The 23,358-nt window shown below is 60.0% G+C and carries 20 protein-coding genes; 9 read left to right on the top strand and 11 right to left on the bottom strand.

From position 1 onward, the window contains the following. Positions 1-8 precede the first annotated feature (8 nt). Entirely contained in the window at positions 9-1,247 is a 1,239-nt protein-coding gene (locus tag GOX88_RS11630; protein WP_170401583.1) for an MFS transporter, read from the top strand. On the opposite strand, the gene GOX88_RS11625 is transcribed toward GOX88_RS11630, so the two are convergent. From GOX88_RS11625 to GOX88_RS11600, 6 genes are all read right to left on the bottom strand, one after another. Further along, on the bottom strand, positions 1,248-2,156 hold the full coding sequence (locus GOX88_RS11625) for an ornithine cyclodeaminase family protein (protein ID WP_170401580.1): 909 nt from the start codon (positions 2,154-2,156) through the stop codon (positions 1,248-1,250). It lies immediately after the preceding gene. After that, positions 2,153-2,773, bottom strand: coding sequence for an HAD family hydrolase (locus GOX88_RS11620; protein ID WP_170401577.1), 621 nt, complete (start codon positions 2,771-2,773; stop codon positions 2,153-2,155). Before GOX88_RS11620 ends, GOX88_RS11625 begins: the two co-directional genes overlap by 4 nt. Before the next feature lie 144 nt (positions 2,774-2,917). Next, positions 2,918-3,373 (bottom strand): YaiI/YqxD family protein, encoded by a 456-nt coding sequence (locus GOX88_RS11615; RefSeq protein ID WP_170401574.1) that lies wholly within the window; start codon positions 3,371-3,373, stop codon positions 2,918-2,920. Then, positions 3,370-4,827, bottom strand: coding sequence for a Si-specific NAD(P)(+) transhydrogenase (gene sthA, locus GOX88_RS11610; protein WP_170401571.1), 1,458 nt, complete (start codon positions 4,825-4,827; stop codon positions 3,370-3,372). Before sthA ends, GOX88_RS11615 begins: the two co-directional genes overlap by 4 nt. Before the next feature lie 3 nt (positions 4,828-4,830). After that, positions 4,831-5,664: an S-formylglutathione hydrolase gene (gene fghA / locus GOX88_RS11605; protein WP_170401568.1), complete on the bottom strand. Its 834-nt coding sequence runs from the start codon at positions 5,662-5,664 to the stop codon at positions 4,831-4,833. A gap of 101 nt (positions 5,665-5,765) precedes the next feature. Continuing rightward, entirely contained in the window at positions 5,766-6,695 is a 930-nt protein-coding gene (locus tag GOX88_RS11600; protein WP_170401565.1) for an AEC family transporter, read from the bottom strand. 183 nt (positions 6,696-6,878) lie between these two features. Here GOX88_RS11600 and GOX88_RS11595 point away from each other — a divergent pair, with 183 nt between their 5' ends. Beyond that, positions 6,879-7,496, top strand: a complete 618-nt coding sequence (locus GOX88_RS11595) for a TetR/AcrR family transcriptional regulator (RefSeq protein WP_170401562.1) — start codon at positions 6,879-6,881, stop codon at positions 7,494-7,496. A 161-nt stretch (positions 7,497-7,657) separates the two neighbouring features. Here GOX88_RS11595 and GOX88_RS11590 read toward each other — a convergent pair whose 3' ends face one another. The 3 genes from GOX88_RS11590 to GOX88_RS11580 form a co-directional block, all read right to left on the bottom strand. Then, positions 7,658-9,028 (bottom strand): HlyD family type I secretion periplasmic adaptor subunit, encoded by a 1,371-nt coding sequence (locus GOX88_RS11590; RefSeq protein ID WP_170401559.1) that lies wholly within the window; start codon positions 9,026-9,028, stop codon positions 7,658-7,660. Further along, on the bottom strand, positions 9,025-10,755 hold the full coding sequence (locus GOX88_RS11585) for a type I secretion system permease/ATPase (protein ID WP_170401556.1): 1,731 nt from the start codon (positions 10,753-10,755) through the stop codon (positions 9,025-9,027). Before GOX88_RS11585 ends, GOX88_RS11590 begins: the two co-directional genes overlap by 4 nt. Positions 10,756-10,816: 61 nt before the next feature. Continuing rightward, positions 10,817-14,020, bottom strand: coding sequence for a CHRD domain-containing protein (locus GOX88_RS11580; RefSeq protein WP_170401553.1), 3,204 nt, complete (start codon positions 14,018-14,020; stop codon positions 10,817-10,819). 339 nt (positions 14,021-14,359) lie between these two features. On the opposite strand from GOX88_RS11580, the gene GOX88_RS11575 reads away from it, so the two are divergent. The 7 genes from GOX88_RS11575 to GOX88_RS11545 all read left to right on the top strand — a co-directional run bounded on the left by GOX88_RS11575 (position 14,360) and on the right by GOX88_RS11545 (position 22,194). Further along, positions 14,360-15,280: a LysR family transcriptional regulator gene (locus tag GOX88_RS11575; protein ID WP_170401550.1), complete on the top strand. Its 921-nt coding sequence runs from the start codon at positions 14,360-14,362 to the stop codon at positions 15,278-15,280. A gap of 326 nt (positions 15,281-15,606) precedes the next feature. Then, positions 15,607-17,190, top strand: coding sequence for an ABC transporter substrate-binding protein (locus GOX88_RS11570; protein ID WP_170401547.1), 1,584 nt, complete (start codon positions 15,607-15,609; stop codon positions 17,188-17,190). 65 nt (positions 17,191-17,255) lie between these two features. Next, positions 17,256-18,350, top strand: coding sequence for a M24 family metallopeptidase (locus GOX88_RS11565; protein WP_170401544.1), 1,095 nt, complete (start codon positions 17,256-17,258; stop codon positions 18,348-18,350). After that, positions 18,350-19,357, top strand: coding sequence for an ABC transporter permease subunit (locus GOX88_RS11560; RefSeq protein WP_170326437.1), 1,008 nt, complete (start codon positions 18,350-18,352; stop codon positions 19,355-19,357). Before GOX88_RS11565 ends, GOX88_RS11560 begins: the two co-directional genes overlap by 1 nt. After that, positions 19,357-20,259, top strand: coding sequence for an ABC transporter permease subunit (locus GOX88_RS11555; RefSeq protein WP_170401541.1), 903 nt, complete (start codon positions 19,357-19,359; stop codon positions 20,257-20,259). The genes GOX88_RS11560 and GOX88_RS11555 overlap by 1 nt, the downstream gene beginning before the upstream one ends. 4 nt (positions 20,260-20,263) lie before the next feature. Beyond that, positions 20,264-21,241 carry an ABC transporter ATP-binding protein gene (locus GOX88_RS11550; protein WP_170401538.1) on the top strand — a complete coding sequence of 326 codons (978 nt, stop codon included), beginning with the start codon at positions 20,264-20,266 and terminating at the stop codon, positions 21,239-21,241. Continuing rightward, positions 21,238-22,194, top strand: coding sequence for an ABC transporter ATP-binding protein (locus GOX88_RS11545; protein WP_170401535.1), 957 nt, complete (start codon positions 21,238-21,240; stop codon positions 22,192-22,194). Before GOX88_RS11550 ends, GOX88_RS11545 begins: the two co-directional genes overlap by 4 nt. Before the next feature lie 6 nt (positions 22,195-22,200). On the opposite strand, the gene GOX88_RS11540 is transcribed toward GOX88_RS11545, so the two are convergent. Both GOX88_RS11540 and GOX88_RS23295 read right to left on the bottom strand, forming a co-directional pair. Then, positions 22,201-22,875: a GntR family transcriptional regulator gene (locus GOX88_RS11540; protein WP_170401532.1), complete on the bottom strand. Its 675-nt coding sequence runs from the start codon at positions 22,873-22,875 to the stop codon at positions 22,201-22,203. Positions 22,876-23,107: 232 nt separating this feature from the next. Continuing rightward, a partial coding sequence (locus tag GOX88_RS23295; RefSeq protein WP_217354218.1) for a hypothetical protein occupies positions 23,108-23,358 on the bottom strand: 251 nt, incomplete at its 5' end.

Raw genomic sequence — 23,358 nt, 5'->3', positions numbered from 1 at the left:
AGGTCACGATGCCGCAATCTGCCCGCCTGTTGAACCCGATCCTGATCGTTGGATGTATCATCATCACGGTCAGTTTCGCCGTGCGCGCGTCATTTGGGGTGTTTCAGATCCCCATCGCCAGCGAGTTTGGCTGGCTGCGCACCGATTTCTCGCTGGCGATTGCAATCCAGAACCTCGCCTGGGGCATCGGGCAGCCGATCTTTGCGGCGATTGCGGAAAAGATCGGGGACCGCAAGGCCATCATTCTGGGTGCGTTGACCTATGCCGCCGGGATGGTGTTGTCGGCATGGTCGATTACGCCGTTCGGACACCAGATGTACGCCTGGCTTGTGGGCTTTGGTATCGCAGGCACCGGCTTTGGCGTTGTGCTGGCCGTAGTCGGGCGCGCCTCGTCGGACAAGAACCGCTCGATGTCTCTGGCCATTGTCACGGCGGCGGGCAGTTTCGGTCAGGTGATCGGTGCCCCAACGGCCGAGTGGCTATTGAGCTTCCTGCCGTGGCAGCAGGTCTTCATCGTCTTTGCCGCTGCAATCCTAGCCCTTGTGCTGACGCTGCCTTTCATGCGCGCGCCGCAACCGGTCAGCAAAACCGAACTGGAAGAAAGCATGGGCCAGATTCTGGGCCGCGCCTTCCGCGACCCGTCTTACGCGATGATCTTCCTGGGCTTTTTCAGCTGCGGCTATCAGCTGGCCTTTATCACCGCCCATTTCCCTGCTTTCGTGACCGAGATGTGCGGCCCGATCCAACCCGGCGGCGTCCTGCATTCACTGGGCATCACAACCACTTCGGCCCTTGGGGCCGTGGCCATCTCGCTGGTGGGGCTGGCGAATATCGGCGGTACGCTGCTGGCGGGCTGGGCTGGCAATCACTTTCCCAAGAAATACCTGCTGGCAGCCATTTATACCGGTCGCACACTGGCGGCGGCGATCTTCATCCTCATGCCCATCACCCCGATGTCGGTCATCGTGTTCTCGGTCGTCATGGGCTCGCTCTGGCTGGCCACGGTGCCCCTGACCTCGGGCCTTGTCGCGCATCTCTATGGGCTGCGCTACATGGGGACGCTTTATGGCTTCGTGTTCCTCAGCCACCAGATCGGGGGATTCCTCGGCGTCTGGCTAGGTGGCCGTATGTATGACGTTTATGGCGACTACACGATGGTCTGGTGGATCGGTGTGGGCGTCGGCGCCCTCAGCGCCATCGTCCACCTGCCTATCCGCGAGAACAGACCTCAGGTGGTCGCCGCCTGATCACGCCTGGTATTTGCTGATGATGTATTGGCTGGTCATCAGGTCCAGATGCGCGCCACCACCATTCTTGAACAGCGTGATCGCGGTTGGGTCGGGGGCAAACTGGTCCAGATCATAGAAATCGGCTACCAAATCGCCGCGCGTGATCACGCCCTGTTCGATCGGAATCTTGATCTCACCAATATGATCAACGGTTGAGTCAAAACTGTCCATGTAAATACGGGCACGTTGTAGTGCGAGGTCTTCGGCCTCGCGCATTTCCGGCTTATACGCACCGACAAGGTTCAGATGCTGCCCGGGGCGCAACCATTCGCCCTTGATGAAGGGTTGTGTGCTCATTGTGGCCGTTACTACAATATCGGCCCGGTCTACCGCATCCGCCAGATCATATTCGACGTCGATATGCCCTAGTGTCCCGGCCATAGCTTCGGCCTTGGCAGTGGTGCGGTTCCACACTCGTATTTTGGCTTTCGGGAAACCTGCAGCAAAGGCTTCGCACAGGGACCGGGCCACCGGCCCCGCGCCCACGATCAGGATGTTGCGGCTGTCCGGGTTCGCCAAACGCAGCGCGCCCAGCAGGCTGTCTCCGGCTGTTTTCCACTTGGTTACCAGGAAAAAGTCGACCAATGCCGCCAATCGCCCATCGGTGTCGTCGTAAATGCAGACGGACCCATCGATCGCAGGGCGCCCAGCCTGAACATTGCCCGGGAAAATGGTGATGGATTTCACGGCGATGCCCAGCCCATCAATCCAGGCCGACCGCGACAGTAGCGTGTCCGCGCCGCGATATAGGAACGTATCTTCTATCTGAGCCTTGGAGCGCTGATGCCCTTCTGCAAAGGCTTGGGTCAGTTCCACCCAGTCCAGATTGGCCTCTCCCTCGGCAAACGGGATTTGCAGGGCGTTCATCGGGCCTCTTCCTTGGTCAACAAACCTTCGGACACCAGGCGGGCCGCCCAGCCTTGCGGGCCGGTGAAGTGATGCGTTTGCCACCCACGCGCCCGCGCCGTTTCGATATTGTCGATCCGGTCATCCGCGAACAGCAAAGCCTCGGGCGCCACGCCGCAATCGGCCTCGACCATCTCATAGATCGGGACATACGGTTTCACTGCCTTCATGCGGCCCGAGACATAGTGCCGATCAAACTCGTTCAGAAACGGGTAAACCGTGGTGGCATAGTCGAAATTCTGCACCCCGAAATTGGTCAGCGCAAAAACGGGGATATTCTTGGTGCGCAAGGCACGCTGCAGACGAACGGAATGCGGGATTTCGGGTGCGGCCAGCTCGATCCACTTGTCATGCCACATGCGGATCTCATCACGCCATTCGGGGTACTTCTCGGCCCAGTCATAGATCGTGTTGGTGAAATGATGCCCCTGATCCACCAGATCGTTCATCCCGTGCAGATCGACCTCGGCGAACATGGCGCGACGGCGCTCTTCGCCAATGACCTTGTCGTAATAGCGCTCCGGCTGCCATTCGATCAGAACGTTCCCGATGTCGAAAACCACGGCTTCAATCGGCATGCTTTGCCCCTGTCAAATCAATCCAGTTTGCACCGACTGAACCAATACCCGCCCGGATTGACAAGGGCGGAACCGCAGCGCGCAGCGCTGCCCGGCCCAACCAGAGAAGACGCATCTTTGATGCGTCGCCGACGGGCGGGAGGGTTAGCCCCGCAAGGCTGCCCTCAATTCCCGCTCCAGCGCATCCAGAAACCGGGACCGGTCCGCCTTGCCAAAGGGTTTACCACCACCGCCTGCGCCCAGCGGATTGGCCGCGCGCAGATCCGCCATCAGGTCGCGCATCGCCAGTTGCTGGCCAATATTGGCGGCCGTAAACGCCTCACCATTCGGGCGCAAGACGCGCGCGCCGGCTTCCACGCATTTCGCGGCCAATGGGATGTCCGAGGTCACCACCACATCCCCAGGCCCGCAACGCTCGGCAATCCACTTATCCGCCTCGTCCGCGCCCTCCGCCACGATGACCACCTGCACCAGAGGGTTGGCCGATGGCCGCAGCCCGCCGTTTGACACCAGCGCCATCGGCACCTTGTGCCGGGTTGCTACCCGTTCGGCCTCGGCTTTTACCGGGCAGGCATCGCCATCGACATAGAGCGTGGTCACGCCTTCTTGACCTGCTTCTTTGCGGGTTCAGCGGGTTTCTTGCGCACCTTGAACTCTTCCGGGATTGGCATCCGGTTGAACGCGTCCAGACCGGCGATCTTGTAGGCCTCCGCCAGCGTCGGATAGTTGAACGTGTTCTGCACAAAGTAGTCCACCGTACCTTTCAGGTTCAGCACCGCCTGCGCGATGTGGATCAGCTCGGTCGCACCTTCGCCGACAATCTGAACACCAAGAACCCGGCGGGTTTTCAGCGAGAACAGCATCTTCAGCATCCCGTGCTCCAGGCCCATGATATGCCCGCGCGAGGTTTCACGGAACCGGGCCACGCCAACCTCATAAGGAATGCCGCGTTCCTGAAGTTCCTCCTCGGACATACCGCAAGTGGAGATCTCGGGCACCGAGTAGATGCCATAAGGATACCACGGGCTTTCGGGCAGGGTGGGTGTGTCCAGCGCATGACAGGCGGCGACGCGGCCTTGCTGTAGCGAGGTCGAAGCCAGCGAGGGGTGCCCGATCACGTCGCCGGTCGCATAGATATGCGGCACGGCGGTCTGATAGGTCTTGCGATCCACCTTGATCCGGTTGCGGTGGTCCGTTTCCAGCCCGACAGCCTCCAGATTCAGCTTGGACGTCGCGCCCATGCGACCGGCAGCAAACAACAGCATCTCGGCCCTGACATGGCGGCCGTTGTCGAGCGTGACTTCGACGTGGTCCCCCGCATCTTCGATCTTTTCCACGGCGGATCCCAGGCGCAGATCAACACCGTTTTCACGAATCTGATGGGTGAAATCATGGATCAGCCGGCTATCGATGAAATCCAGGAAGGTTTCACGCGGCTCGATCAGCGTCACCCGCACGTCCAGCGCCGAGAACATGGTGGCGTATTCCACCCCGATCACCCCGGCCCCGATCACGACCAGCGAGCGCGGGATTTCGGCCATCTCAAGGAACTCATCCCCATCCACGACCGTCTTGCCATTGAAGGGCACATATTCAGGGCGATAAGTCTTGGTTCCCGTCGCGATCAGGAACTTGGCCGCCGTCAGGCGCGTGGTTTCACCCGCATCCGTGGCGACCTCAACCTCGTGCGGGCCGGTGAATTTGGCCAGACCATCCAGAGTTTCCACGTGGTTGCGGTTGAACTGGTGTTCCAGCACGTCGACCTCGTGGTCCAGCGTCATGTGCAGGCGCGCCTTCAGGTCCTCGGCACGGATTTGATCCTTGACCCGGTAGGAGCGGCCGTAAAAGCTGCGCTCGCGCCAGCCGGACAGGTTCAGCACCGTCTCGCGCAGCGTCTTGGACGGGATGGTTCCGGTGTGCACCGAAACGCCGCCAAACCGATCCTTGCGGTCGATCACCAGCACCCGGCGTTTCAGTTTGCCCGCCTGAATCGCCGCCGAGCGCCCGGACGGACCGGACCCGATGATGATCAGATCATAGTCGAATTTTCTCATGTCTCAGTCTCCGTACAGCGCTTCGGCGTGGAAGGTGATGTGGTCTTCCATGAAGGTGGACACAAAGAAATAGGAATGGTCATAGCCGGGCTGCAGGCGATTGGTGGCCTGCTGACGGCGCGCGGCGATCGCTTGGGCCAGCGCCTCGGGGCGCAGCAGGTCGATGAACTGATCATTGGTGCCGGTGTCGATCAGGATCGGGCCGTCAAACCCTTTTTCCTTCATCAGCACCGAGGCATCATGCTTGGCCCATGCGGCCTCGTCATCGCCCAGATAAGCGCTCAGCTGTTTGCGACCCCAATCCGATCCGGTCGGGTTCGAGATCGGCGCAAAGGCCGAGACCGACCGGAACCGGTCCGGCAGGTTCATCGCCAGCGTCAGCGCGCCATGGCCACCCATCGAATGGCCGGTGATGGCCTGACGGTCCATGTCGATGGCGAAGTTTTCAGCCAGCAGGGCCGGCAATTCCTCGGCCACGTAGTCCCACATGTTGAAATGTGGCGCCCAGGGGGGTTGCGTTGCGTTCACATAGAACCCCGCACCCTGGCCCAGATCATAGTCTTCGTGATCGGCCACGCCCTCACCGCGCGGCGAGGTGTCGGGGAAGACCACGGCGATGCCCTGTTCCGCCGCCCAGGCCTGCGCGCCCGCCTTGGTCATGGCGTTTTCATGGGTGCAGGTCAGGCCGGACAGATACCACAGAACCGGAACCGGGCCATCCTTGGCCTCGGCGGGTAGAAACAGGCCAAAAGTCATGTCGCATTGGCAGGCTGCGGAGGTATGGCGATAAACGCCCTGAACGCCACCGAAACAGGCGTTTTCGGAAAGGGTTTCCATCTGGCAAAGTCCTTAGCTTTGGGTCGCGACATGGCTAACCCTCCAAGGACCCGGCGTAAAGGCCGCGCGCCTTCGGCGAGAGTATTTTTTAAAGACGAAGCTCAGAGTGTTGCGACCCAGGCGATCACAACCGGCACAGTCAAGATACTGGCCGCCGTGGACAGCAGGATGGCGGCTGATGCGCGATGCGGAGCCACACCGTAATGAGCCGCCAGCATATAGACATTTCCCGCCACCGGTAACGCCGCCGCTGCGATGGCCACCGCAGCCGGAAACGCGGCAACCGGGATCAGCCACAGCAGCACCACGGCAACACAGATCGGGTGGATGACCAGCTTGCAAAAGCTCAGCCAGGCGGCAACCTGCACGCGTTCGGCAGATTTTGAGGCCAGTGAGGCGCCGATGGCAAACAGCGCACCCGGCGTGGCGGCCCCGCCCAGAATGGTCAGAAAGTCGTTCAGCGGGTCAGGGACCGGCACCTGAAATGCCGACCACAACAGTCCGGCAGATATCGAAACGATCATCGGATTTTTCAGCAAACCCATCCCGATCAGACGCAGGGTCGCCGGCGTCAGCCGCCCGTCGCGCCCGGCATTGATCAAAATCACGATCAATGAGGAAAACACCACCAGATCAACCGTCAGAACCAGCATGACAGGCCCGATGGCCGCCTCGGACAGCAGCAAGGCCAGCATAGGCAGGCCCAGAAACCCGACATTGCCGATGGCGGCGCATTGGGCCTCGACCGCGGCGGTGGGGATGTCGAGCCCGCGCATCCAGGCTACAAGCGTTGCCAGCGCATAGACTGCCATAGTGCCCAGCAGATAGCCGATGACAAGGCGACCGTTGAAAATCTCGGCAAAGGGCAGGGTGGCGGCAAAACGGAACAGCATTGCCGACAGCGCAAAGAAGAATACGAACTTGGTCAGGTAGGCCGTTGCTTCTTCGGTGAAAAACCGGCTGCGCCCGGCCCAGTATCCCAGGCCGATGATCGCAAAAAACGGAAGCGTGCGCAGAAAGATATCGACCATGGCCAGAGTGTTAGCATCGTTTGGCGGCGCAGCAAGCCTTTAGCTGACGCGATCATCAGACTTTGGGTTCTGACGGAAAAATGAACAGAATCCACAACGTCGCGATCATGGAAATCACGCGAATCGTTGTATCTGAACCGAACGGTTTATAGTTTTAGAGGATCATCTACCCAAGGAGAGCCCATGACAGAGACAGCCGCCATCCTTCGCACGGGCCGCAAATTCGATCAGGTTTTGCGAGGCGCCCGAGAAGTTTTCATGGCGGATGGGTTCGAGGGTGCAAGCGTCGATGACATCGCGCGCGCCGCCGGGGTGTCCAAGGCAACGCTCTACAGCTACTTCCCCGACAAACGTCTGCTGTTCATGGAGGTCGCGCAGACCGAGTGCAAACGTCTGGCCGAAAACGTCATCTCGATGATCGACGATTCCAAACCGGCACGCGAGGTTCTGACGATCACCGCGACGCAGCTTACCGCATTTCTGGTGTCCGACTTCTCGCAACAGGTGTTTCGGATCTGCGTGGCCGAACGCGACCGGTTCCCCGAGCTTGGCATGGCGTTTTTCGAGGCCGGACCCCAGAACGGCCAGCGCCACATGGTCGAGTATCTGGAGAAGGCGGTGATAAAGGGCGAACTGGCCATCGAAGACGTCCAGATCGCTGCCGAGCAGTTCTCGGAACTCTGCAAGGTGCGCATCTGGACCAAGGCCGCATTGGGCATCCAGACCCGTTTTAGCCAGTCGGAAATCGACACAATTGCACTGCAGGCGGTGGACATGTTCATGGCCCGCTACGGGGTCTGATCAAGATTTGAGCTGCGTGCGGGCGTTTGCCAGACAGGAACCAGCAGCATCGTTCATTTCCATCAATGTAGAAATCTGCGGATGCGTGGTGTTAGTCCGCGCTGAGGAATTTTCCATCAAACCGAATACCTGCGCCTATTTTTTGGCACAGGTATCCAAGCTCATTCAATAAATGTTCTGGCCAGCCGGTCGCTGATCGGTTGCGACAGATAGCTGATCACCGCCCGCTCACCAGTGTTGACGAACAGATCGGCGGGCATACCGGGCACCAGCTCCAGCGCAACAACCTCTTGCGGCTGCTCGGCATCCAGCTTGACCCGCGCCTTGTAGTACGGCTCGCCTGTGCGCTCATCCTCGAGCGCATCCGCTGAAATGTCGAATATTCGGCCGCTTGCTTCGGGCACGTCCGCCTGCGCAAAGGCCGACAATCGGATGCGCGTGGACTGACCAATCCGCAGCTTGTCGATATCCCCGATCCTGACCCGCGCCTCGACGATCAGCGCCTGATCGGCAGGGACGATATCCATGATCGGCTCACCCGGGCGGATCACGCCGCCAGCCGTTGTTATGCCAAGGTTTACGACACGACCGCTGGTCGGTGCCAGAACCTGCGCCCGCTTCAGCCGCGCCAGAGTTCCCGCAAATTGCGGTCGGATCAGATCCAGCTGCGCCTCGACCACGGCCAGCTCCCCGGCAATGACCTCATCCCGCAGCTTTTGCTGACTGAGCAAGGAAAGCTCCAATTCCTGTACCTGATCTTCAGCCTGCGCGATCTGAGTGCGCAACGAGGCGTCAACGCCGCCAAGGCGCTCCAGTTCGATCTGCCGGGCGCTGACCCTCGTGACGGCGACCAGACCCTTAGCCAGCAACGATTGCAGGTTCGTCAGTTCGGTCTGCGTAATCTCCATCTGGTTTTGCGTTGTGCGTCGCTGTTCGTTCAACCCTGCAATCTGGTTGCGTAATCCGGTGATCCGCTGCGCGTTGATCTGTGCTTCGGTGCGCCGTGCGCGGGCTTCGGCGTCGAACAGCTGTTTCTGGGTAAGAAACGGGGACACCCAATGCAAACGCTCCATCCCTTCCCGGAACCCGGCCAGAGCGGTGGCTTCGTCAAACTCGGCCTGTCCACTCATCTGCGCCAACAGGCGGGCGCGGCGAACCGAAAGCTCTCCCAACTGGCTGCCCTGCACGCTGAGGTCGACGTTGATCTCGGTACTGTCGAGCTGCACCAGGGGTTGCCCGGCCTCGACGAATTGCCCGTCGGCCACCAAAATGGAGTGGATGATGCCGCCGTCCAGATGCTCGACTGTCTTACGATCGCCCTCAACCACGAACGAGGCGGGCGCGACCACGGCCCCGTCCAGTTTCGACGCAAAGGCCCAATAGACGCTGCCCCCGACGAACACCGCCAGAGTGAACAGCCCGAACAGGACATACCGGCCGATGCTGGATGAGGTGTCGGTGATCTCTTGCAACTGCGCCTGGTGGCGCCCGACGGTGTTGCGGGAAGGTGTATACTTGATCAGGTCCGTCATTGGGCCGCTCCTGTGATCTGAGTTTCGCTGGCCGGGCGCGGGGGTGTCTGCAGCACGTTGCGGCTGTTCACCTTCAACACGTCCTGTTTGTTGCCAAACTGTGTCTGGCTGCCACTGCGCAGAACCAGCACCTTGTTGGCGGCCTGCAACGTGGCCGGGCGATGGGTCATGACGACCGCAATCGCACCGCGTTCCTGCACGGCCAACAACGCATCGCGCAGGGCCTGTTCACCCTCGGCATCCAGATCCGAGTTCGGTTCGTCCAGCACCAGCACAAACGGATCGCCATACAGGGCCCGGGCCAGAGCCAGCCTTTGACGCTGGCCGCCGGACAGAAAGAACCCCTGTCCGATCCGGGTTTCGTACCCATCGGTCAGGCAGCTGATCAGGTCATGCACCCCGGCATCACGCGCGGCGCGCAGTACCTCGGCATCGTCGATGGCAGTTGAAAAGCGACCGATGTTTTCGCGAATGGTGCCGTCGAACAATTCCACGTCCTGGGGCAGGTAACCGATCTGATTGCCCAGATCCTCGGCATTCCATTTCGACATTGGGCTGCCATCCAGCAGGATCTCGCCCCGTTGCGGATGCCAGATACCGGCCAGCATCTTGCCCAGAGTCGTCTTGCCCGACCCGCTCTGGCCAATCACGGCCAGAACATCCCCGGCTGTCAGGCAGAAATCTATTCCACGAAGGGTCGCATTCATAGCGCGCGGAGGGGCCGCCTGCGCGATCCGGACATCCAGAGATTTGAACGCACGCGGCAGGTGCAGGTTGGGCGGTGTCTCGGCGAAATCCTCGGTCAGTTGCCTGATCTTGCCGTACGAGCCGCGCGCGGCCAGAAATGTGCGCCACTGGCCGATCAACTGATCAATCGGAGCCAGCGCGCGGGCCAGAACGATGGTGGCGGCGATCATCACACCCGCCGTGGATTCTCCGGTTATCGCCAGCGCCGCGCCCAACCCCAGAGCCGCGGACTGCAGGCCCATGCGGATGGTTTTGGACATCACCGAAAAGCTGGCGATCCGATCCGCAGCGCGGGTCTTATGCTGATGCGCATCCGCCTGCAGGGCAGTCCAGCGGCGCACCAGATCGTCTTTCATTCCCAGCGCGTGAACCAGCTCGGCGTTTCTGTCGCCGGTTTTGAACAGCGCGTCCGAGCGACCGCGCGCCTGCGATGCCAGCTGCATCGGCGCCCGAGCCCGGGCGTTGTTGATCAGCGCCATAAGGGTCAGGGTAACAGCCCCAGCCAGGCCGAGCAGGCCCAGAAACGGGTGCAGCACATACAGAACCAACAGGTAAATGGGAATCCACGGCGCATCGAAGAAAGCGGTCAGGGTCGTGCCCGAGATGAACTCGCGGAACCCGTTCACATCCTCGACCAGGTTTTCACCGGCCTTGCTTTCACCCTGTACCCGACGGTGCATTGCAGCACCAAGAACAGGTGCGCCGACGCTCAGTTCGAACCGGGCGGCCAGACGGCCAAGGATGCGCATCCGCATCAGGTCGAGGCAGGCGATCACGACGAAAACCCCAGCCAGCAGCAACGACAGGGCGATCAGGGTGTCAGGGTTTTGGCTGGTCAGCACTCGGTCATAGACCTGCAGCATGTATAGCGGCCCGGCCAGCATCAGAAGGTTCAGAAACAGGCTGAAGACCGCTACCGCAACAAAGCCTTTGCGCAGCGACCCCCAGGCGGTTTTGACGGGATTGGCGTTCTGGAACATGTCTTTGGCCCTTTCCGGTTAGAAAAACGGGGCGACTGAAAGCCGCCCCGCCAAGGATCAGTTACGCGACGAAGTCGTCTTCGGTCAGATCGGCGCTGTTCACACCCGCCAAGCGAACCGAACCTTCGCTACCGAATGAGATCACAGCGTCGTTGCCATCTTGCGCAACACTCACCGTGCCACCGAAATCGGGGCCGAAATCACCGAATTGCAGCTGATCATGACCAACCTCGAAGTCCTGAATCACGTCGGTTCCGAAATTTGCGCCGAAGGTGAAAGTGTCCGCCCCGGCTCCGCCGATGAGGATGTCATCGCCCCCTTCACCCGAGATCAGATCATCACCTGCGCCACCGTTCAGCACATTGGCCTGATCGCTGCCAACGATTACGTCGCCATCATCGGACCCGACGACGTTTTCGATGGACCGCAGTACATCGGTTTCGATCTGGTTGTCGATGACGTTCTGACCGATCACGCCGGTGCCGCCGACAGCGTCCACATCCAGCGTCGCGCCTGCATCGACCAGCGTGTCCTGAACCACAGGACCGTTCGCACCCGCCGGGGCGTTGTGCAGGTGGATCGCCGAAACCACACCCGGGATCGGGGTGTTCAGGTCCGCCTCATTCAGGCCAACAACACTCAGCTCGCTGGAATAAGTGACCACACCCGTGTTCAGGTTCTGAGTGATAACGACCGAGGCTTCGCCCGTTGCCGCACTGTCCGAGGTCGGCCCCGGTTCCTGCGACGCATCCAGACCACCGCTGAGCGTGACTGTCCGAATGCCATTCACGGTTTCAACGCCATCGACCAGAAGCTGCCCGCGAATTTCGCCGCCGGGGAAGTCTGCGGTGTGGATGTTGTAGTAGAGATTGCCCAGGATGGCTTCCTCAACAAACCACGCGGCATCCGGGATGTTCGAGCCGAACTGGTCCGGGTCATCAACGACCGCATCGGTGACCGAGACGGAAAAGCCGGTGTCACGGGTTGCAGTGCCATTGCCATTGGCGTCCAGACGGACCTCGACCGCGACATCCAGATCCGAGAAATCGGCCGTGTCGATACCTTCGCCACCGTCGATCAGATCATTGCCCAGACCGCCGGTCAGAACATTGTCAGCATCACCCGCGATCAGCACATCCTCGCCCGCGCCGCCGACGATATTGCCATTGGTGGTTCCCAGATCGACAAAGATGTCATCGCCAGCGCCCAGCAGAACGTTGCCGTTGATCACGCCTTCGTCGTCATTGACGATGGTCACGCTGCCCGCATCCGATGCGTCGATTGCATTAACTGTGCCGCGAATCTCACCTTCGTTCAGGATTGCGCCCAGCAGGTTCAGGCCGCCATCCACGCGGATACCTGCGGCGGCGTCCGAGTCTTCCGACCCCGCGATCAGGCCTTCATTAACCACGACTCCTGCAAAAGACACGTCGTCCTGATTGGTGAACAGGCGCAGACCGTCGCCGACCTGATTACCCTCAACCGCGTCCCCGCGCCCCTGGAACGTGCCTTCGTTGACAACAACCGCCGAGACCACATCACCCGACACATCACCGGTTTGCAGCGAAACGCCCGAGCCGTTGTTGCCTTCGCCTGCATCGACCAGACCAGTGTTGGTAAAGCTGTAATTGTCCGCAGTACCGTCGGCATACACCGTGCCATTGCGCTGACTACCGGTGCCGAGGATGTCGCCTTCGTTCACGACCTCTAGGCCGTCACCGTCAATGTTCAGCGCGCGACTGTCCGAGGTCACGGTGCCGCGGTTGACGAAGGACCCGCCTGCGTGATCGCCGGTGCCGAAGTACACACCGTTCTGAACGCCCGCGAACAGGCCGGTGTCCTCGTTGACCAACTGGCCCTGAAAACTGACGTTGTTCACGGCGCGGAATGCACCGACGGTATTGTTTGCGCCCTCGGACGTGACCGATCCGGTGTTGGTGATCGAGCCGGTAAACAGGGCAGGGCCAAAGCCGCCACCTTCCTGACGGACGCCTTCCAGACGGATACCGTCTCCGGCTGTGCCCAGACCCGCACCTGCGTTGCCACGCCCGGCGATGGTGCCGTCGTTGGCGATCTCGACCTCGCCATTACCCTCGTCAGACAGCGACAGCGAAATCCCCGCTCCGTCGTTATGTTCGCCCGCGTCGATCGTGCCTGTCGCAAGGTTGTTGATCGAATAGTCGCGCGCCGTGTCGTCGGCATAAACCGTCCCGTTGCGCTGGTCGCCGGTACCCAGAATGTCACCGCCATTGACCAGATCAACGCCCGAGCCGTCGATATTCACCGCGCGGCTGCCCGACTGGATGGTGCCAAAGTTCAGCACGTCCAGATCATGTTCGCCGTTGCCGATATACAGGCCGTTGCGCGGACCTTCGATCACACCGGTTGAGGTGTTGAGAATATCGCCCTCGGTATTCGCGCCATCCGCGATGCGGATACCGGCGGCAGTGCCCTGATTGCTCTCGGTCGAGATTAGACCGCTGTTGACGATCTCGGTTTCCAGAATGGCACCTTCCGCGCCATCATCGATGCGAATGCCATCCCCGGCCAGCCCGGTGTTTGCAGCCGCCTGACCACGGCCCTGAATGGTTGCGCCAACGCCGTTAAAGACATCAGTATCCACACGGTCGCCAACTTCATCACCGACTTGCAGTGAAAAACCGGCGCCTGCGTTGCCTTCACCGGCATCAATGGTGCCACCCGTGAAGTTCGAGATCGAGACGTCTTCGGCGGTGCTGTTGGTATAGATCGTGCCGTTGCGCTGATCGCCAGTGCCGATGATGTCGCCAAAGTTGCGCACATCAATGCCCTGACCCTGAATATCAACCGCGCGGCTGTCCGAACTGATGACGCCTCCGCGGAAGTTGTCGAGACTGCCCGAGCTGCCGGAGCCTGCAAACTGCACGCCGTTGAACTCACCCGCGATCTCACCGAAGTTGCGGACAGAAGCGCTGCCGGTGACCTGAACGCCGGTGGCCAGCGCGTCGGGGCCATTGTTGGCCTCGATCTGGCCCGAGCGGAAATTAAAGACATCAACGTCCTGACCCTGCGCCAGAACCGCCGCAACTGCGTTATTGGTGACAATCTCACCAAAGTTCAGCAGGCGCGAGACATCATTGGCTAGAACAAAGGCCGGAGTGTCATCGACAACCGTGCTTTGGAAGAAGTTGTTGATAAGGGTTTGGCCGTCGCGGGTCGTCTCTTGCGCCAGAGTGGATGTGGTCAAAAGACGGGCACGTAGGCTTTCTAAAAATTGGGACAGCATGGGGGACTCCATCATGGGTTTGCGTCTTGCGGCCCGCCCGATGGTCTGGGCGCTCCACGTAGCAAAGGGGTAGGACCCGCCGCCCGTCAGCTGAAATTCATCCTGCGAATTGGGGGTATAACCAACGCAAATAGTCACGGCTGCCGTGAAATCCGGCTTCAACGCACTGCGTGTTTTCAACGGGTTACGCGATCTCCAACCAGCGCGCGAAGCTATTCAATGGCGCGTTTTGACGGTTTTGTCAGCGATTGTGATCCCGAAATCCTACTGCCTTGCCCGGGTCGGCGTATGTTTAGAGCATCCCCGCGGGGTCGAAACACGCAGCACCGGTTTACGACCATGAATTTCAGAGATTTGGAATATATCCTCGCCATTGCCAAACATGGTCAGTTCAGCCAGGCCGCCGTGGCCTGCAATGTCTCGCAGCCGGCAATGTCCAATCAGGTCAAAAAGCTCGAGCAGGAATTGGGCACCGACCTGTTTCTGCGCCTCAACAACGAGGTACGCCCGACCGCCTGTGGCGACCGCGTGATTGCTATAGCCCAACGCGTCCTGAAAGACGCCCAGACCATCCGGGACACCGCAACCCAGTTCCGAAACCCCGAGGCCGTTCCGTTCAACATGGGCATGACCCCGACGCTGGCCCCCTATCTGACGCAGTATTTCTCGGAACTGTTCAGCACATTGTTCCCCAACATGCGGGTCACGATGGTCGAAGACCTGCCGCAGAACATGTTGCGAATGGTCGAAGATCACACTCTGGACGTGGCGCTGGTGGCCAAGGTCAACACTGCGGCGACGCTGGATTTTACATCGATCTGGACAGAACCCCTGTTTCTGGCTGTCCGCGAAGGTCACCCGCTGTGCCATTTGCCATCCCTCGCACCCGAGGATGTGCCTGCCCACGATTTCATCCGGTTGCCGCACAGCTTTGGCTATGATCTGGAAGATCGCTTGCCCAAACCGGACCCCGCGCACCGGGTCAGCAAACGTTTCGACCTGAGCGCCTTGCGGTTCGAGACGATTTGCCGCCATATCTGCCACTCGGACGATTGCACCATAGTCTCGGCGCTGGCAGCCGAACAATTCAGGCGTGACAGGTGGCCCCTGTGCTTTGTGCCATTCGATGCACCGGGAAACCTGCGCAACCTTGGGGCGGTTACGCGCCCCGGCTGTCCACGCCGACCGCTGCTGGACCGTATCGGTGCCTATATCAACAAGACACCGCCCATCGGCGTCACGCCAACCTTTTCGGGGTGATGTCATCCCAAAGATCATGATACCGCCTTGGCGGGCACAGAACTGGCCGCTCAAAACCCACATCTCAAAGGCACTTTTCCGACAGATGGGTGCGGTCGGGTCACCTTAGAATCCTCTTGCCCATATGGTCTAAAAAGCCGAACGTGTCGGAGTATCCTGCCAGTTCGACGGCTGCCCGCGACGGCGCGCGCAAGTCAGTTGACAATGGATTTTGTATTTTGGATACATTGAGCAGAGATTTCGCGGCGATCAGAGTCGTCCAAGAATGCTCTGACCACAAAGAGCAACGCGAATGTCTGAATAAAAACCATTTTTGGGAGACCCACATGAAACTGAAACTAATGGCCGCAACTGCTGCGATCGCCTTGTCGGCTGCCGCGGCACAAGCGAACACGCTGGTTTATTGCTCGGAAGGCTCGCCCGAAGGCTTCGACCCGGCCCTGTTCACCGCCGGCACGACCTTTGATGCCTCTTCGCACCCGATCTACAACCGCCTGCTCGAGTTCGAAACCGGCACAACCAACGTGATCCCCGGCCTGGCCGAAAGCGTCGAGGCCAGCGATGACGGCCTGGAATACACTTTCAAACTGCGTCAGGGTGTCAAGTTCCACTCGAACGACGAATTCACCCCGACCCGTGATTTCAACGCGGATGACGTGATCTTCTCGTTCATGCGCCAGAAGGACGAAGGCCACCCGTACAACCAGATTTCGGGCGGTACATGGGAATACTTCCAAGGCATGGGTATGCCGGAACTGGTCGAGTCCATCGAGAAGATTGACGACTACACGGTGAAATTCACCCTGACCAAGCCCGAAGCACCTTTTGTCGCCAACATGGCGATGGACTTTGCCTCGATCCTGTCTGCCGAATACGCGGATGCGATGATGGCAGCGGGCACGCCTGAAAAGCTGAACACCGCACCGATCGGCACCGGCCCGTTCTCCTTCGTGGCCTATCAGAAGGACGCGGTGATCCGCTATGCCCAGAACGCCGACTACTGGAAAGATCCGGCGGCTGTTGAAAACCTGATCTTCGCCATCACCCCGGATGCTTCGGTTCGCTACCAAAAGCTGAAGGCCGGCGAATGCCACATCATGCCCTATCCGAACCCTGCCGACATTCAGGCGATGAAGGATGACGCAGACATCAACATGATGGAGCAGGAAGGTCTGAACGTCGGTTATCTGGCCTACAACACCACCATGGAGCCGTTCGACAACCCGAACGTCCGCAAGGCGCTGAACATGGCGATCGACAAGAACGCCATCATCGACGTGGTGTTCCAGGGCTCGGGCCAGGTTGCCAAGAACCCGATCCCGCCGACCATGTGGGGTTATAACGACGCGATCACCGACGACGCCTATGATCCCGAAGCGGCCAAGGCGATGCTGGAAGCCGAAGGCGTGTCCGATCTGTCGATGAAGATCTGGGCGATGCCGGTGCAGCGTCCCTATAACCCGAACGCTCGCCGTATGGCCGAACTGATCCAGGCCGATTTCGACAAGATCGGTGTGGGCGTCGAGATCGTGTCCTACGAATGGGGCGAGTACCTGTCGCGTTCGAAAGAACTGAACCGCGATGGCGCCGTTCTGCTGGGCTGGACCGGCGACAACGGCGACCCAGACAACTTCCTGGCGGTACTGCTGGGCTGTGACGGCCGCGAAGCGTCGAACCGCGCACAATGGTGCCACGAGCCGTTCGAAGATCTGATCCTGAAGGCCAAGCAGACCACCGATCAGGCCGAGCGCGCCAAGCTGTACGAAGAGGCTCAGGTCGTCTTTAAAGAGCAGGCACCCTGGGCGACCATCGCACACTCGGTTGTCTTCATGCCGATGCGCAACGAAGTGCAGGGCTACAAGGTACACCCGCTAGGCGGCCACATCTTCTATGGCGTAAGCGTCGAGTAAATCACCACTCACTGACCGGAGCCGCCATCGGCGGCTCCGGTTTTCTTTTTGGGAGGTCGGCGTCAATGCCGGATTTGTCCGAGTACCGTCAACTGGCAAAGGACATGTCAGTGGATGCCGTGGCGCTTGTGCCCGGTCCGAATTTCACCCGCGCTTTGGGAAAACCCTTCATGAGCCACGAGCGACCCTTTGTGGTCGTGATCCCGGCCGAAGGGGCGCCAGCCGCGGTAGTCCCCAATCTTGAGCTTGGGTCATGGGAACTGGTCGGGTTCGAAGGCGCTGTCTTCGACTGGTTCGATCAAACCGGCTATAACGACGCATTTGCAGCGCTGGCCGATCATATGCCGCTGACGTCACTGGCCGTCGAAGGGCAAGTGATGCGGGTCTTTGTGTCCAAGGCTTTCACCAACGCGCTGCCAAATCTGCGCATCGTGGATGCCGAGCGTGAAATTTCCGGCCTGCGGATTTGCAAGACCGAAGCCGATATCGCAGCAATGCAGGCGGCAATTGATATCTCGGAACGTGCATTGGCCCGCGTGATCGCGGATGTGCGCGTAGGTCAGACCGAAGTTCAGATCGAACAGGCCCTTATTCAAGCCCTGTTTGCCGAAGGCGCGGCCTCACTGGCCTTTGCGCCGATCGTTACCGCAGGGGATAACTCGGCGCGGCCCCATGGCAAGGCGCGTGCGGACTACCGGATCAAACCGGGCGACGCGCTGCTGTTTGATTTCGGTGCCCGCAAACACGGGTTTGCCGCCGACATAACCCGCACCTTCTTTGTGGGCGAGGTCTCGGACGAGGGCAGGGATGTCTATGACACCGTTCTGCGCGCCAACCTCGCCGGGTTCGAGGCCTGCCGCCCTGGCGTCACCGCCCACGATATCGACGACGCGGTGATCAGCGTGCTCGAGGCCTCGCCCTATGCCGACCGCATCCGCACCAAGACGGGCCACGGTTTGGGCCGCGACGTTCACGAAGCACCGTACATCATGCGCGGAAATGACCAGAAAATTTTGCCAGGTATGGTCTGGACCAACGAACCTGGACTTTATGAACTGGACAATTTCGGCGTACGCATAGAAGATGACGTGCTTGTTACCGAGGATGGCTGCCGGTCTCTGACCAGCTTTCCCAAAGATCTCACAATCATAGGTCGCTGATGTTTGGCTACTTACTCACACGCCTTGGCATGTTCGTTCCGACATTTCTGGGCGTGACGCTGATTTCCTTCATGTTCATCCGGGTCCTGCCCGGTGACCCCATCATTGTCATGGCCGGTGAACGCGGCATGACCGAAGAACGCTATCAGGAGATGGTCGAGAAGCTGGGCTTCGACAAACCGGTCCTGCAGCAATACTGGGATTACCTCGTCGGCGTCCTGCACGGTGATCTGGGCGAAAGCTTTGTCACCAAGAAGCCGGTCTGGGATGAGTTCTTTGCCCTGTTTCCTGCGACATTGGAACTGTCGATCTGTGCGATGATCTTTGCGGTGGCGCTTGGGTTGCCTGCAGGTGTGATCGCGGCGGTCAACCGGGGCAAGTTCTTTGACCGCGCCCTGATGTCCTCGGCGCTGGTCGGGTATTCAATGCCGATTTTCTGGTGGGCGCTGCTGCTGATCATCGTATTCTCGGGCAATCTGGGGTGGACGCCGGTCTCGGGCCGGATCGATCTGCTGTACTACTTCCCAAGCGTCACCGGCTTCATGCTGATCGACAGTCTGTTGTCGGGGCAACCGGGTGCATTTGGTTCGGCCGTTCGACATCTGATCCTGCCGACCATCGTTCTTGGTACGATCCCGCTTGCGGTGATCGCGCGCCAGACACGCTCGGCCATGCTTGAGGTGTTGGGCGAGGATTACATCCGCACCGCCCGCGCCAAGGGCCTCTCACCTTCACGGATCAATGGGCTGCACGCGCTGCGTAATGCTTTGATCCCGGTGATCACCGTAATCGGCCTGTCCGTCGGTACCCTGTTGGCGGGCGCAATCCTGACCGAAACAATCTTTAGCTGGCCCGGCATCGGCAAGTGGATGGTCGACAGTATTTTCCGCCGCGACTACCCGGTGGTGCAGGGTGGCCTGTTGATGATCGCCGTGATCGTGATGCTGGTGAACCTGCTGGTCGATGTCCTCTATGGCATCATCAACCCCAAAATCCGGAGGCGGTGATGGCTGAACTGTCTGCAAACGCGCCCAAAACCGAAGACCGGCCCAGCGCCCTGCGCGAGTTCTGGTATTACTTCAGCGAAAACCGCGGTGCGGTGTTCGGCCTGTGGGTCTTCCTGGTCTTTGTCTTCTGTGCCGCCTTCGCACCCCTGTTGGCGCCCTATGACCCGACCGAACAGTTCCGCAATCACATCCTGCAGCCCCCTGCGTGGCAGGAGGGCGGTAGCTGGGCCTTCCCACTGGGCACCGATCCGCTGGGCCGGGATATGCTGTCGCGGCTGATCATGGGGTCACGCTATTCCTTCTTCGTCGGCATCGTCGTGGTCTGTGTGGCCGTGACCGGCGGCGTGATCATCGGGCTGCTGTCCGGTTTCGCGCCGAAATGGGTCGACACGCTGATCATGCGGGTGATGGATATCATCCTGTCTTTCCCGTCACTGCTGTTGGCGCTGGTTCTGGTGGCCATCCTCGGCCCGTCGCTGACCAATGCGATGATCGCCATCGCCATCGTGTTCCAACCGCATTATGTGCGCCTGACCCGCGCCTCGGTGCTGTCGGAGCGGCAGAAGGACTATGTGACTTCGGCCCGTGTGGCCGGTGCGGGCAAGGCACGGCTGATGTTCAAGACCGTGCTGCCAAACTGTCTGGCCCCGATCATTGTGCAGGCGGCGCTGTCGTTTTCTACCGCCATTCTGGACGCCGCCGCCCTTGGCTTTCTCGGCATGGGCGCGCAGCCGCCCACACCGGAATGGGGCACCATGCTGGCCGAAGCGCGTGAATTCATTCTGCGTGCCTGGTGGGTGGTGACCTTCCCTGGCCTGGCCATCCTAGTCACGGTGTTGGCCATCAACTTGATGGGCGACGGGCTGCGCGACGCGCTGGACCCGAAACTGAAGCGGAGCTGACGACATGAGCCTGTTGGATATCCGAAATCTCACCGTCGAATTCGCCACTGCTTCGGGCAAGTTTCGCGCTGTGGACGGCGTCGATCTGTCGGTCGACAAGGGCGAGCTGATGGCCATCGTCGGCGAAAGCGGCTCGGGCAAATCCGTGTCGATGCTGGCGCTGATGGGACTGCTGCCATGGACTGCCACGATCACCGCTGACCAGCTGAGTTTCGAAGGCATCGACCTGACCAAAATCTCGGCCCGCGACAGGCGCAAGATCATCGGCAAGGACATCGCCATGATCTTTCAGGAACCGATGTCCTCGCTTAACCCCTGTTTCACAGTTGGTTTTCAGATCAAAGAGGCGCTGCGCATCCATCTGGGTCTGAACCGCAAGGAACGGCACCAGCGCGCGATTGAGCTGTTCGATCAGGTCGGTATCCCCGCCCCGGAAAGCCGTCTGAACACCTTTCCGCACCAGATGTCGGGCGGGATGAACCAGCGGGTGATGATTGCTATGGCGATTGCCTGCAAACCCAAGCTGCTGATTGCGGATGAGCCGACAACAGCGCTGGACGTGACCATTCAGGCCCAGATTCTGGACCTCCTGATGCGGCTGCGGGATGAGCAGGGCATGGGGCTGGTGCTGATCACCCACGATATGGGTGTCGTCGCCGAGACGGCCGAGCGGGTGCAGGTGCAATATGCCGGTCAAAAGGTGGAAGAACAGACCGTCAAGGACCTGTTCCGCACGCCGCGCCACCCCTATACGTCGGCGCTTCTGAGCGCATTGCCGGAACGGGCGACATCGAAAATGCTGCCCACCATTCCCGGCGTTGTGCCGGGTCAGTTCGACCGGCCCAAGGGGTGCCTGTTCAGCCCCCGATGCCAATATGCCGACGACCTCTGCCGGTCTTTGCCACCCACGCCCCACAGCGCCGAGTATGGCAAGGCCCGCTGTCACTATGTTGAAAAGATAACCGCCGGAGAGCTGGCATGACCGCCCCTATTGTTCAGGCCAGTTCGTTGGCCAGGTTCTACACCGTCAAAGGCGGTCTTCTGTCGAAACCGGCAACGGTCAAGGCTCTGTCCGGCGTGGATTTCGACCTGCAACCCGGCAAGACGCTGGCCATTGTCGGCGAGTCCGGTTGTGGAAAATCAACACTGGCGCGCGTTGTGACGATGATCGAGGAGCCGACCTCGGGCAACCTGACCATTGACGGCGTCGACATCACCCCATCGAAATGGGCGCAGATGCGCGAGACGGTGCAGATCGTGTTTCAGGATCCCTATGGCTCGCTCAATCCGCGCCAGAGGATCGGGCAGATCCTGCAGGAACCGCTGATCATCAATCGCCCCGATATGTCGGCGGCCGACCGCGAGGCGCGGGCGCGCGAGATGATCGACCTCGTGGGGCTGCGTCCTGAGCATTACGACCGCTACCCGCACATGTTCTCGGGCGGGCAACGCCAGCGTATCGCCATCGCGCGGGCGCTGATGCTGAACCCGAAAGTGCTGGTACTGGATGAACCGGTCTCGGCGCTGGATGTCTCGATCCAGTCGCAGATTCTGAACCTTCTGGTCGAGCTGCAGGAGCGCCTGAATCTCGCCTATCTGTTCATCTCACATGACCTGTCGGTGGTGAAGCATTTCGCCGACGACGTGATCGTCATGTATCTGGGCCGTGCTGTTGAGAAAGCCCCGAAAGAGTTGCTGTTCGCAGCCCCCCGGCATCCCTATTCCAAGGCTCTGCTGTCGACGACCCCGCGCGCCGACCCGGAGGCGCGGAAAGAACGGATCAAGCTGGAAGGTGAGCTGCCCTCACCGATGAACATCCCCCAAGGCTGCGCCTTTGCGCAACGCTGCTGGCTGGCGACCGAGGAATGCCGTGCCGCCCCGCCCGAACTCGGCGGCGAGACGCATCAAGTGGCCTGTCTGCATCCTTTGGATTGATCGGGCTTATTCGCCTTTTCGCGTGGCAATGACCATTTCCAGCAATTGGTCCTTGGTGCGCAGGATATGCCGGGTCAGCAGGGCGCAGGCGTCTTCGGCCCGGCCATCGCGGGCCAGTGACAACAGCTCACGATGGTCTTTCTTGGCCGGTTCGCGCTGTTCCATGACGCTCAGGTGCATCCGGACATACCGGTCGGTTTGCACATTGACCCGCTGCAGGATTTCATTGCTCAGCCCGCGATCCGCAGCAGCATAAAGCGCCATGTGGTATTCGTTGTTGAGGCTGCCCCACCGGCCTACATCATAGGCGTCATAGGACTTTTCCATCTCATCAAGTATCCGGTCGCATTCGGTGAAATCGGCTTCGGTCATCTGCGGGATGGCGCGTTGGAACAGGTCCACTTCCAGCAGCACGCGCAGATCAAAAATCTCTCCGATTTCCGACAGGGAATGCTTGGTGACCGATGCCCCGCGATTGTTGGTCAGTTGCACCAGACCTTCAGCATCCAGCCGCTTCAGCGCCTCACGGATCGGCATGCGCGAGACGTCGTAATCTTCGGCCAGAGCTTCCTGCCGAATGGTCTCGCCCTCGGTCATTTCACCGCTCAGAATCCGCTCGCGCAGATCGTTTGTGATGACGTCCGGCAGGCTTTGCCGGGGGATTGCACGTGTTCTGGGCATATGGTCGGTCTCGGGTGAGGAAAACTTGTATCCAAAATACAAAAGGCGCGGTCAATTTCCAAGTCCCATACAAGCCAAGATTACGAACAGGTGACTCACTGCGTTCCGCGGAAGTTCAATGGGATTTCATCCCGGTTTCACAGCCTTTCTGCAAACTGGTTGCTGGCAATCAACACGAGAGACCCGGCGAATATACGTGAATAACTCTAACCAATGTGAAAAGTTCAAACCATTAACTGGATTGATTGAGATATTTGCGAAAAAAATCACGCGCGATTCGGCCAATCTGCCATTTCGGCGTAAGGCCCTGTTGTGGACATATGCCAGCCTCGTCTTTTACCTGTTGTAGGAGCATTGCGCGGTTAAGCCCCCCGGACATTGCCGTCGCCCCAAGCAGAGGATCAGCGATCAACTCGACCCATATACTTTCCTCAGCCGAAGGTTCCGGCCATTGCGATCTGTCTGGACGGGTGCGAGCCGGAA

This window comes from Ruegeria arenilitoris, from assembly GCF_013030985.1.
In the GTDB taxonomy this organism is placed as follows: domain Bacteria; phylum Pseudomonadota; class Alphaproteobacteria; order Rhodobacterales; family Rhodobacteraceae; genus Ruegeria; species Ruegeria arenilitoris_B.
This window is presented reverse-complemented; position numbering and strand designations above follow the sequence as displayed.

Excerpts from the sequence above, each read along its gene's own strand:
- GOX88_RS11630 (WP_170401583.1), top strand. The coding sequence starts at position 9 with ATGCCGCAATCTGCCCGCCTGTTGAACCCGATCCTGATCGTTGGATGT.
- GOX88_RS11625 (WP_170401580.1), bottom strand. The coding sequence starts at position 2,156 with ATGAACGCCCTGCAAATCCCGTTTGCCGAGGGAGAGGCCAATCTGGAC.
- GOX88_RS11620 (WP_170401577.1), bottom strand. The coding sequence starts at position 2,773 with ATGCCGATTGAAGCCGTGGTTTTCGACATCGGGAACGTTCTGATCGAA.
- sthA (WP_170401571.1), bottom strand. The coding sequence starts at position 4,827 with ATGAGAAAATTCGACTATGATCTGATCATCATCGGGTCCGGTCCGTCC.
- fghA (WP_170401568.1), bottom strand. The coding sequence starts at position 5,664 with ATGGAAACCCTTTCCGAAAACGCCTGTTTCGGTGGCGTTCAGGGCGTT.
- GOX88_RS11600 (WP_170401565.1), bottom strand. The coding sequence starts at position 6,695 with ATGGTCGATATCTTTCTGCGCACGCTTCCGTTTTTTGCGATCATCGGC.
- GOX88_RS11595 (WP_170401562.1), top strand. The coding sequence starts at position 6,879 with ATGACAGAGACAGCCGCCATCCTTCGCACGGGCCGCAAATTCGATCAG.
- GOX88_RS11590 (WP_170401559.1), bottom strand. The coding sequence starts at position 9,028 with ATGACGGACCTGATCAAGTATACACCTTCCCGCAACACCGTCGGGCGC.
- GOX88_RS11585 (WP_170401556.1), bottom strand. The coding sequence starts at position 10,755 with ATGTTCCAGAACGCCAATCCCGTCAAAACCGCCTGGGGGTCGCTGCGC.
- GOX88_RS11580 (WP_170401553.1), bottom strand. The coding sequence starts at position 14,020 with ATGCTGTCCCAATTTTTAGAAAGCCTACGTGCCCGTCTTTTGACCACA.
- GOX88_RS11575 (WP_170401550.1), top strand. The coding sequence starts at position 14,360 with ATGAATTTCAGAGATTTGGAATATATCCTCGCCATTGCCAAACATGGT.
- GOX88_RS11570 (WP_170401547.1), top strand. The coding sequence starts at position 15,607 with ATGAAACTGAAACTAATGGCCGCAACTGCTGCGATCGCCTTGTCGGCT.
- GOX88_RS11565 (WP_170401544.1), top strand. The coding sequence starts at position 17,256 with ATGCCGGATTTGTCCGAGTACCGTCAACTGGCAAAGGACATGTCAGTG.
- GOX88_RS11560 (WP_170326437.1), top strand. The coding sequence starts at position 18,350 with ATGTTTGGCTACTTACTCACACGCCTTGGCATGTTCGTTCCGACATTT.
- GOX88_RS11555 (WP_170401541.1), top strand. The coding sequence starts at position 19,357 with ATGGCTGAACTGTCTGCAAACGCGCCCAAAACCGAAGACCGGCCCAGC.
- GOX88_RS11550 (WP_170401538.1), top strand. The coding sequence starts at position 20,264 with ATGAGCCTGTTGGATATCCGAAATCTCACCGTCGAATTCGCCACTGCT.
- GOX88_RS11545 (WP_170401535.1), top strand. The coding sequence starts at position 21,238 with ATGACCGCCCCTATTGTTCAGGCCAGTTCGTTGGCCAGGTTCTACACC.
- GOX88_RS11540 (WP_170401532.1), bottom strand. The coding sequence starts at position 22,875 with ATGCCCAGAACACGTGCAATCCCCCGGCAAAGCCTGCCGGACGTCATC.